Raw genomic sequence first — 9,668 nt, forward strand, 5'->3', positions numbered from 1 at the left:
TCCACCATACCCCCTAGGTGGAGCCACTATGTCATCTGAACTTGACCCGAACGCAATCGCTGCAGCAACACTCAGTGACCTTGCAAAAGAATTCTTTGTCGGCTCCACTCGCTACCTAAAGACCACAACAAAGAAAAAATGGGAAAAAATATTTCCCAACTTTGAAAAACACCTGACAGAAGTTCACAAACGGTCCACTTCTGTAAAAGTACTTTGCTCACCCGACGCCCCGACTGATTTTCAGTCCGTATATGTTTGCCCCAAGCTCAAAGGGGTCGATGGTGAAATAGAGGAATTCGACCTCGTTTCAAGAATTAGAGATGGTGAAAATGCCATCATTAGATCAAACGGAGGGACTGGAAAAACCTTCCTTATGCGCCATATCTGGCTATCACTCTTTACAGAGCCTAAAGGAAAGTTTCCAGTTTTTATTGAGCTAAGAGGATTGAATGACCCCTCAAAACTTGACTTGGAAACCTACATTCGCGCCATGGCCTTCAAGGCAGGTGGAATTTCCGTTGAAAACTTTCGAGAATTTTGCAATGAAGGTCAGTTTATCTTCCTTTTTGATGGCTTCGATGAAGTAAAACGTGAGCAAAGAGCGCCGCTTGAAGCACAAATACTGGAAATGGCGGACAGATATCTAAAGTGCTCATTCATTGTTACAGGTAGACCTGACGATCGTTTTTCCAGTTGGTCTCGCTTCCCAATCTTCTCTTGCCTACCTTTCTCCTATGATCAGTTTTGTGAATTGATTGAAAAAGTACCATTTGACTCAGTCGCAAAGAAGAAGTTTCAAAAACTTTCGAACGAAACCTTCTTCAACAACCACAAAGACTTTCTTTCAAATCCGCTCCTATCTCTCATGATGCTAATGACTTACAAAGATCACGCTGAAATTCCATCAAAGCTTAGCGTTTTCTATGAGAACTGTTTTTTGACCCTGTTTACCCGACACGACGCCTTGAAAGAACAATATCACCGCAAAAAGAAACTGGATCAAGATGAATTTCGCCGTGTGTTCTCAGTATTCTGCTTCTTCTCATACTTGAAGCAAAAACCTCAGATGGGTGAAGACGAACTAAGAACACTCACATCAAAGGCAATCGAGTTCACCGGCATCGGTATTAGTGTAGACGACCTGGTAAACGAATTCATTGAAACAGTGAACCTGATAGAGAAAGACGGAACAATCTTTCGATTCATTCATAGATCTTTTCAAGAATACTTTGCTGCTTATTGCGCGACTAAAGTTTTGACCGAGAAAAGCAAGGAGGCGCTCTCTGTATTCGCTTCTCGGCACCTAGACACAACCTTAAGGCTATGTCACGAAATGCACCCTGACCTCGTAGCATCAGAATATCTGCTGCCAGAATACAAAAGATGTTCAGAATCTGGGCTGCTTCCAACAAATTTTCAAAAATCAAAACCTTTTGAAGCCCTTGCTGCTTGCCAGTTCAAACTTTCATTCAGCTTTACTAAGGGCCATGAGATTTCTCGCACAACCTCCTGGGGACCTTGCAATCAGTACCAAGACATCGTCTCCTCGTTTGACCGCATCTTCCTCAACGAGAATTACTTCGAGTCGGGCATTGGCGACATGACGTACGAACTCCATACCATTTGCGGAGAAGAATCTCGCGCCATTCATGATTCGAAAATGAAGAGATCTGTCACAATCGACGTGGAAGTGAGCTTTACAGAAACCGGCGTTGACTACGACATATCCACATCTAAAGATTACTCTCGCATCCCTAAGGCCATTTCAATTTTCGCCGAAACGATGAAAGGCCACACGCTGACACTTTCTGGAAACTTAGAAAAACTTCATCGCCGGAAGAATGTCGCCGTTGCAAAGATTGTGGAAGGGCTATCAGAACAAGCAGAGGACAGGTCTACGAGTCTAATCGAAGAATTTGGCTTGTAGGATGCTTGACCGTTTTGGAAAGGGAGAGCACCCCAGCCAACTTCGCCTTTCCCGCGCGCTGCGCTATGATCCCCTCAGGCGCCCTGCGCGCCCATATTGATTGACGCATTAAAAGGATCTCCCCATGCCCCTGAAACCGGAAGACGTGAAGGCACAGGTCGAAGCGCTGAATGGCAAGAAGGCCAAGCGCAAGAAGCTGACAACCGAACCCGAAGGCACCAAGGGCAAGAAGCTGCCCGGCGATGTGCGCAAGGGGCTGGAGGCGCATTTCTCCAAGGCGAAACTGGCCAAGGTGCAGGTGCATGTGGGCGGCAACGCCAAGGATCTCTGCAAAGAGCTGAAGGCCAAAGCCTTTACCTATGGCAACGACATCTATTTCATGAAGCCGGGCGACGCCAAGAACTCGGAGCTTTTGGTGCATGAGCTGGCGCATGTGCTGCAACAGGGCAAAGGCCGGATGCCCCAGGCCAAGGACGGCGAGGCATTGACGTCGAAGTGACCGCGCTGTTTTTTGCCGGATTGGCCCGGATCGCCGCATTGTTAACCTTTTGATAACACAGTTGGGCGGATGATGGCACAGGAGGCAGCGCCGCATTGGGCCGCGCTGCGCGAAATCGCGGAGGCTTCATGGCCTGGGCAGGCATCATCTTGGGCGTAATTGCAGGGCTGGCTGCTGCCGTGCTGGGCTTTGCTGCAGCCGAACTGCCCCTGTGGGTCTGTGTGCTGATTTATCCGGCTGCAGGCTCTGTGGCGGCGTTGCTGACAACGGCGTTTCTTTACTGGCGCAGCAATCCGGCAGGGCCCGGCGACCCAACGCCCCCCGATGCCACGCTGGCCGCGGCCGCCTGAAATCCGCAGATCACGGGTGCCGGTCTGTTCCAAAGACGGGCTTGTGCGGTTTCAGCCGCGCAGCCAGGCGGCGATCTGCGCTGACCGCATCGCGCCAGCCTTGCGCTTTTTCTCCTTGCCACGTTCAAAGGCGATCAGCGCCGGAATGCCGCGGATGCGGTAGCGGGCGCCGGTGGACTGGTGATCCTGGGTGTTGAGCTTGACCAGCCGCGCGGACCCGGCCAGAGTCTTGGCCGCCTTGGCAAACTCTGGCGCCATCATCCGGCAGGGGCCGCACCAGGGCGCCCAGAAATCCGCAACCAGCAGAACATCATCGTTCTGCACCGCTTTCTGCAGGGTGGCCGGGTCCACATTCACCGGTTTGGACGGCATCAGCGGCGCGCCGCAGCTGCCGCATTTCGGGCCGCTGCCCAGTTTCTCCTCTGGCACCCGGTTCAGCTGGGCACACGAAAAGCAGGTGAGGGTTTTGGCACCCATGTCGGTTCCTTTGGCAGTTTGCCCCGGTATAGCTGCGGCAGCCGACGGTGCAACAGTTTGCCTAACATCCTCTCAAACCCGTTGACCGCCTGCCCCTGCCGCCGGAAGATACGGAGGAGTAACAATTGACGTTCGGAGGTTTGGCCATGTTTTCACGCCGGAACATTCTCATCAGTGGCAGCGCAGCGGCAGTGTCCGCATTGCTGCCTTTGCCCGCGCTGGCCCGCAAGCAGGACCCTGCCCCATTTGACCCTACTCCGCAGGAGGTCCGGATTCGCAAGGATTTTGCCCCCGGCCAGATCCTGGTGCTGCCGCGCTCCTACTACCTTTATTTCGTGACCGACACACGCAAGGCGATGCGATACGGTGTCGGCGTCGGCAAGGCCGGGCTGGAGTTTACCGGCCGCGCTGTGATCGAGCGCAAGAAGGAATGGCCCACCTGGCGGCCCACCAACGAAATGATTGAGCGCGATCCGCGGGCCTATGCCAAATTCATCGACAATGACTACATTCAGCCGGGCGGTCCGAATAATCCGCTGGGGGCGCGGGCGCTCTATCTGTTCCAGAACGGGGTCGACACCTATTTCCGTATCCACGGAACCAACCAGCCGCAAACCATTGGGCATTCGGCGTCAAACGGCTGCATCCGGATGCTGAACGACCACGTAATGGACCTGTACGAGCGGGTGCCGCTGGGCACGGTGGTCACCGTACTTTAGGCCGGGTTGTGGTGGGGAAATCGGCACGGTTTTGCCGGATTTCGCCCCAGAACCCTGCGTCACAGCGCATTTTTTCTTGCACCGAACGGGATTCCTACTCAATTCTGTCACGGCGATGTGACGCGGATGCCATTCCTGTCCCCTACCCGGAACGGTCATGATCATCTGCAGACGTTGCCGGACTGCCGCATGACGCGGGCAGACAATTGAGACGACGTAGGAGTATACGACGATGGCCACTGGCACCGTCAAATGGTTCAACACCACCAAAGGCTACGGCTTTATTGCACCCGAAGATGGCGGCAAGGATATTTTCGTCCACATTTCCGCTGTTGAGCGCTCTGGCCTGACCGGCCTGGCGGACAATCAGAAAGTGACCTATGAGCTGCGCGCAGGCCGCGACGGCCGCGAATCCGCTGTGGATATCGCACTGGTTTCCTGATCCTCTGATCTGCTTTGAGATTTCCAAACAGCCCTGACTGACGGGGCTGTTTCACTGGGCTATTGACGCCGCCAGTTGCAGGGCTGCCGGGCCGATTGCAGCCACGTTCAGCGCCACACCCCGGGCGTTGGGATGGATGCTGTCGTCCTGCATGAACGCCTGCGCTGCTGCGGGATCATTTCCTGCCGCCTCTGCGATGCCGGCAAAGGCGTCCGGGTGCAGCACCGCGCCGTATTCATCCGCAAGCTCTGGATAGATCGCGTCAAAATCCCGTTTATAGTCTGGGCCATAATTGCGCGGAGCCTTCATGCCGATCAGCAGAACCTTGATCCCCTGGGCCTGAGCCGTCTGCAGGATGCGGGTCAGGTTGGCGCGCGCCGCCTGCGGTGCCAGCCCGCGCAGCATATCATTGCCACCTAAGAGAACGATCAGCCCGTCGGGATTGTCCGACAGCGTCCATGCAGCGCGCTCTGCCCCGCCGGCCGTGGTGTCGCCCGAGACACCCGCGTTTTGCAGCACCGTTTCGGCGCCGTTTTCATTCATCCACTGCTCCAGCTGTGGCACCAGCCCCTGGCCCTGCGGCAGCCCGTACCCCTGCACCAGACTGTCGCCAAGGACCGTGATCCGCAGCGGCTCCGCCCATGTGGCACCCGTAAAAAGCAGCAAACTCAGCAGTGCCAGTGTCTTGCGCATCGCAGCAAATACTCCATATCCGTTAGGTGAGTCCAACAGGCAGGCCCGATGACCGATCAAAACAGCCCCGTTCTGCATCTCTTAGATGCGAGTTTGACACTGAATAGCAATACCGGCCCGGTAGAGATTCTGCACGGCATCTCGCTGGATGTGCAGCAGGGAGAGACGCTGGGGCTTGTGGGGCCGTCCGGATCGGGCAAGTCATCGCTGTTGATGCTGATGGGCGGCCTGGAGCAGGCGACCGGCGGCACGGTGGCTGCCCTGGACCAGGATCTGACCACCATGGATGAAGATGCGCTGGCGCGTTTCCGCCGCGATAACATGGGGGTGGTGTTCCAGAGCTTTCACCTGATCCCGACGATGACTGCGCTGGAAAACGTGGCGACCCCGTTGGAACTGGCCGGCGTCAAGGATGCTTTTGACCGCGCCCAGACAGAACTGGAAGCCGTCGGCCTGGGCCACCGGGCGGGCCATTTCCCGGCGCAGATGTCGGGCGGCGAGCAGCAGCGTGTGGCGCTGGCGCGGGCACTGGCGCCGCGGCCCGCGATCGTGCTGGCGGATGAACCCACTGGCAATCTGGATGAGGCCAACGGCGAAGCGGTGATGGATCTTTTGTTTGGGTTGCGTGACCGCTACGGGGCGACGCTGGTGATGGTCACCCACGCGCCAGAGCTGGCCGCCCGCTGCGACCGGGTGGTGCGGCTGCGCGACGGGCGTGTCGAGGATGAAACCGCGCGCGAGGCTGCAGAATGAATGCTGCGGCCTTTCGCCTGGCCTGGCGATTTGCCTTGCGGGAGCTGCGCGGCGGCCTGAAGGGCTTCCGTATCTTCCTGGCCTGCCTGGCGCTGGGGGTCGGCGTGATCGCGGCCATCGGATCTATTCGCGCTTCGATCGAAACCGGGCTGGAGCGCGAAGGCGCCACCATTCTGGGCGGCGATGCGGAACTGAATTTCACCTACCGCTTTGCCAATGAAGAAGAGCGCGCCTGGCTGGACCGTACCGCCTTGCGCCACTCCGAGATTGCCGAATTCCGCTCCATGGCGACAGTGGGCGAGGAGCGCGGGCTGACACAGGTGAAGGCGGTGGACGGGCTCTATCCGCTGAAGGGCACGATGACGCTGGCGCCTTCGATGCCGTTGGAAACCGCACTGGCAGGCGCTGACGGGCTGCCCGGCGGGGTGATGGACCGGGTGCTGTCAGACCGGCTAGGGCTGACGCCCGGAGATGTTTTCCGGCTTGGCACCCGGGATTTTCGCCTGATGGCAATGATTGCGCTGGAACCGGATGCCGCGGCCTCCGGCTTTGAACTGGGCCCGCGCACGATGGTGCGGACGGCAGACCTGGTCGGCTCTGGCCTGCTGGAACCCGGCACTCTATTTGACACCAAATACCGGATGGAACTGCCGACAGGTCATGACTTGAACGCCTTGCAGGCAGAGGCTGAAGGGCTGTTTGAAACCACCGGCATGCGCTGGCGCGATGCCCGCAACGGTGCCCCCGGCATCACCTCATTTGTCGAAAGGCTTGGTGGGTTCCTGGTGCTGGTGGGCTTGTCGGGCCTGGCCGTGGGCGGGGTTGGCGTGTCTGCTGCCGTGCGCGCCTATCTGGCGACCAAGACCGCCACCATTGCCACCTTGCGCACGCTGGGGGCGGAGCGGCAGACGATTTTCCTCACATATTTTCTGCAGATCGGCGCGCTGACATTGATTGGCGTCGGCATCGGTCTGGCATTGGGCGGGCTGGGGCCGGTCCTGCTGGGGCCGCTGATTGCGGCGCAGCTGCCGTTCCCGGCGGTGTTTTCGCTCTACCCTTCAGCACTGGCTGAAGCTGCGGTCTATGGCGTGCTGACCGCCTTTATCTTTGCCTTGTGGCCGTTGGCGCGGGCCGAACGGATCCGCGCGGCGTCCCTGTTCCGCGATGCCTTTGCCAGCCGCAGCAGGCTGCCGGCGCCGCGATATCTGCTGGCAACCGGGCTGGCGCTGGCGGCACTGGTCGGGCTGGCAGCCTGGTTCAGCGGCTCAGCCCGGCTGACGCTGTGGACCGCAGGCGGGCTGATGGGCGCGCTTGCAGTGCTGCTGCTGGCGGCGCTTGCGATCGGTTTCCTGGCACGCCGCGGCACTGCCGCGTCGCGCGGGCGCCCTGTTTTGCGATGGGCGCTGTCGTCTATTGGCAGCGCGCGGGATGGGGCGGTTCCTGCCGTTCTAGCGCTGGGGCTGGGCCTGACCGTGCTGGCCGCTATCGGCCAGATCGACGGCAATATGCGCCGGGCGATTGCCGGCAACCTGCCGGATGTGGCGCCAAGTTATTTCTTTGTCGATATCCAGCGCAGCCAGATGCCCGCCTTTCTGGAGCGGCTGCAAAACGACCCTTCTGTGACGCGGGTAGAAAACGCGCCGATGCTGCGCGGAGTGCTGACCCGCATCAACGGCCAGGCTGCAACAGAGGTTGCGGGCGATCACTGGGTGGTGCGCGGCGACCGCAGCATCACCTATGCCGCCGCCCAGCCGGAAGCAACCGAGGTCACCGCAGGTGAATGGTGGCCTGAAAACTATTCCGGCACCCCCCAGATCAGCTTTGCCGCCGAAGAGGCCGAGGAATTGGGGCTCCAGCTGGGGGACACGCTGACGCTGAACATCCTGGGTCGCGACATCACCGGCACCATTTCCAGTTTCCGCAATGTGGATTTCTCCACCGCCGGCATGGGGTTTGTGATGGTGCTGAACGAGGCCGCACTGGCAGGCGCGCCGCATAGTTTCATTGCCACCGTTTATGCCGAAGAACAGGCCGAAGCCGCCATCCTGCGCGATCTGGCGCGGGAAATGCCGAATATCACTGCCATCCGCATGCGTGATGCCATCGACCGGGTGTCGGAAATCCTGCGCCAGCTGGCCGCCGCCACCGCCTATGGCGCGGCAGCGACGCTGCTGACCGGGTTCCTGGTGCTATTGGGCACCGCTGCCGCCGGTGAACCTGCCCGGCGCTATGAGGCGGCGCTGTTGAAAACGCTGGGAGCACCGCGCAGGCAGATCCTGGCAAGCTTTGCGCTGCGCTCTGCCCTATTGGGCGCGGCAGCGGGACTGGTGGCTCTGGCGGCGGGCATTGCCGGAGCCTGGGCGATCAACGCCTATGTTTTCGAGACCAGCTATACCGTGATCTGGCCCAACGCGATCCTGGTGATCTGTGGCGGGGTGCTGACGACACTGCTGGCGGGGCTGGCCTTTGCCCTGCGACCGCTGGCGGCCAAACCGGCGCGTATCCTGCGCGCCCGGGAGTAATCGGACCGGCGGCAGCCCGTTTCAGCGGGCGCCGCAGGACACCGGCTGGAGGATACGCAGCAGATCGTGGTTGCCGCAGACCAGAGTCTCCAGGGAAATATCATCCAGCGATGCATAGAAAGCCTGCGCCGCATCGGACAGCGCCACCTTGAGGCGGCAAGCATCCGTCAGCGGGCAGGTGTTGTCCGCATCGGCAAAGCATTCGACCATCGGCAGATCGCCTTCGACATCGCGGAACACGTCGCCAATTCGTATCTGCGCGACTGGCTTGCCCAGATTCATGCCACCGTTGCGGCCCCGCTGGGTGGCAAGATAGCCCAGCTGGCTCAGCTGATTGATCACCTGTGCCAGGTGGTTTTCCGAAACATTGCAGCATTCAGCGATCTCCGCCTTAGTCACCAGGCGATCATCATGGGCGGCGCAGTACATCAGCAGCCGCACGGCAATATTGGTCCTTTTGGTAATGCGCATGGGTCAGCTCCTGCAGCGTCGGTGCATCGCTTATTGCACACCCCGCCAAAAAGCGGTTTGACATACATCAATTGCTGCAAACGCGCCTTTCGAAAGGACAGAGCATGACGTCCCCCTGCTTCTTCGGCTACGGCAGCCTGGTGAATACGGCAACTCATGACTATGGCGGCGCGTTGCCTGCCCGGCTCAGCGGCTGGCGGAGAGCCTGGGTGCACACAGATCTGCGCGAGGTCGCCTTTTTGTCGGCAGTGCGCTGCGCCGACAGTGAAATCGACGGGCTGATCGCAGAGGTTCCGGGGGCCGACTGGGCAGCGCTGGACGTGCGCGAGTTTGCCTATGAGCGGCTCACGGCCACAGAGCAGATACGGCACGGGCGGGCAGACAGCCCCGAAATCTCCGTCTATGCCGTGGCTGCGGAAACGCAGAATGGCACCACAGATAGGCACCCGGTTCTGCTCAGCTATCTGGACGTTGTGCTGCAGGGCTATCTGCAGGTGTTCGGCGAAAAGGGCGTGCAGGAGTTTGTGGCAACCACAGACGGGTGGGATGCGCCGATCCTGAATGACCGGACACACCCCCGCTACCCACGCCACCAGCAACTGAGCCGCGATGAGCATCTGTTCTTTGACGAGGTGATCAGAAAAACCGGCGCCCGTATCCTGAACGGCTGATACGTTTCCAGCCCCCGTCCTGCGCTGCCTGCACTTCGGCTGACCGCCAGGACCGGAAGCTCTCCCGCCCGGTTCGGCGCAGGAAACCTGCGCCATGCCCAGTTGGGCATGGCACCGCACCTGGCGGTGCGGTGCAGCGCCGCG

General features: G+C 59.4%; 11 protein-coding genes. 8 read left to right on the forward strand and 3 right to left on the reverse strand.

Annotated elements, in window-relative coordinates; translation table 11 throughout:
* Positions 1 to 28 precede the first annotated feature (28 nt).
* The 3 genes from ACP151_RS12955 (at position 29) to ACP151_RS12965 (ending at position 2,776) form a co-directional block, all read left to right on the forward strand.
* The gene (locus ACP151_RS12955; RefSeq protein ID WP_424979320.1) at positions 29 to 1,927 is read left to right on the forward strand and encodes an NACHT domain-containing protein; all 1,899 of its coding nucleotides are present in this window, start codon (positions 29 to 31) and stop codon (positions 1,925 to 1,927) included.
* Positions 1,928 to 2,051: 124 nt separating this feature from the next.
* Positions 2,052 to 2,426: a DUF4157 domain-containing protein gene (locus ACP151_RS12960; protein ID WP_424979321.1), complete on the forward strand. Its 375-nt coding sequence runs from the start codon at positions 2,052 to 2,054 to the stop codon at positions 2,424 to 2,426.
* A 128-nt stretch (positions 2,427 to 2,554) separates the two neighbouring features.
* Positions 2,555 to 2,776: a hypothetical protein gene (locus ACP151_RS12965; RefSeq protein ID WP_424979322.1), complete on the forward strand. Its 222-nt coding sequence runs from the start codon at positions 2,555 to 2,557 to the stop codon at positions 2,774 to 2,776.
* 51 nt (positions 2,777 to 2,827) lie between these two features.
* Here the strand turns inward: ACP151_RS12965 and trxC are convergent, their stop codons facing one another.
* Complete coding sequence (gene trxC / locus ACP151_RS12970) at positions 2,828 to 3,253, reverse strand: thioredoxin TrxC (protein ID WP_424979323.1); 426 nt, start codon at positions 3,251 to 3,253, stop codon at positions 2,828 to 2,830.
* Between the two features lie 146 nt (positions 3,254 to 3,399).
* Between trxC and ACP151_RS12975 the strand changes: the two genes are divergently transcribed.
* Both ACP151_RS12975 and ACP151_RS12980 read left to right on the forward strand, forming a co-directional pair.
* Positions 3,400 to 3,972, forward strand: coding sequence for a L,D-transpeptidase (locus tag ACP151_RS12975; RefSeq protein ID WP_424979324.1), 573 nt, complete (start codon positions 3,400 to 3,402; stop codon positions 3,970 to 3,972).
* Between the two features lie 232 nt (positions 3,973 to 4,204).
* Positions 4,205 to 4,414: a cold-shock protein gene (locus ACP151_RS12980; protein ID WP_008557431.1), complete on the forward strand. Its 210-nt coding sequence runs from the start codon at positions 4,205 to 4,207 to the stop codon at positions 4,412 to 4,414.
* A gap of 51 nt (positions 4,415 to 4,465) precedes the next feature.
* On the opposite strand, the gene ACP151_RS12985 is transcribed toward ACP151_RS12980, so the two are convergent.
* Positions 4,466 to 5,107, reverse strand: a complete 642-nt coding sequence (locus ACP151_RS12985; RefSeq protein ID WP_424979325.1) for an arylesterase — start codon at positions 5,105 to 5,107, stop codon at positions 4,466 to 4,468.
* Positions 5,108 to 5,155: 48 nt separating this feature from the next.
* Here ACP151_RS12985 and ACP151_RS12990 point away from each other — a divergent pair, with 48 nt between their 5' ends.
* Complete coding sequence (locus ACP151_RS12990) at positions 5,156 to 5,860, forward strand: ABC transporter ATP-binding protein (protein ID WP_424979326.1); 705 nt, start codon at positions 5,156 to 5,158, stop codon at positions 5,858 to 5,860.
* A complete protein-coding gene (locus ACP151_RS12995; RefSeq protein ID WP_424979327.1) occupies positions 5,857 to 8,382 on the forward strand; it encodes an ABC transporter permease in 2,526 nt (841 codons plus the stop codon). The genes ACP151_RS12990 and ACP151_RS12995 overlap by 4 nt, the downstream gene beginning before the upstream one ends.
* Positions 8,383 to 8,403: 21 nt before the next feature.
* On the opposite strand, the gene ACP151_RS13000 is transcribed toward ACP151_RS12995, so the two are convergent.
* Positions 8,404 to 8,853 carry an RrF2 family transcriptional regulator gene (locus ACP151_RS13000; RefSeq protein ID WP_424979328.1) on the reverse strand — a complete coding sequence of 150 codons (450 nt, stop codon included), beginning with the start codon at positions 8,851 to 8,853 and terminating at the stop codon, positions 8,404 to 8,406.
* A gap of 104 nt (positions 8,854 to 8,957) precedes the next feature.
* On the opposite strand from ACP151_RS13000, the gene ACP151_RS13005 reads away from it, so the two are divergent.
* Positions 8,958 to 9,524 carry a gamma-glutamylcyclotransferase family protein gene (locus ACP151_RS13005; protein ID WP_424979329.1) on the forward strand — a complete coding sequence of 189 codons (567 nt, stop codon included), beginning with the start codon at positions 8,958 to 8,960 and terminating at the stop codon, positions 9,522 to 9,524.
* Positions 9,525 to 9,668 lie beyond the last annotated feature (144 nt).

Source organism: Leisingera sp. S232, assembly GCF_049800895.1.
GTDB lineage: Bacteria > Pseudomonadota > Alphaproteobacteria > Rhodobacterales > Rhodobacteraceae > Leisingera.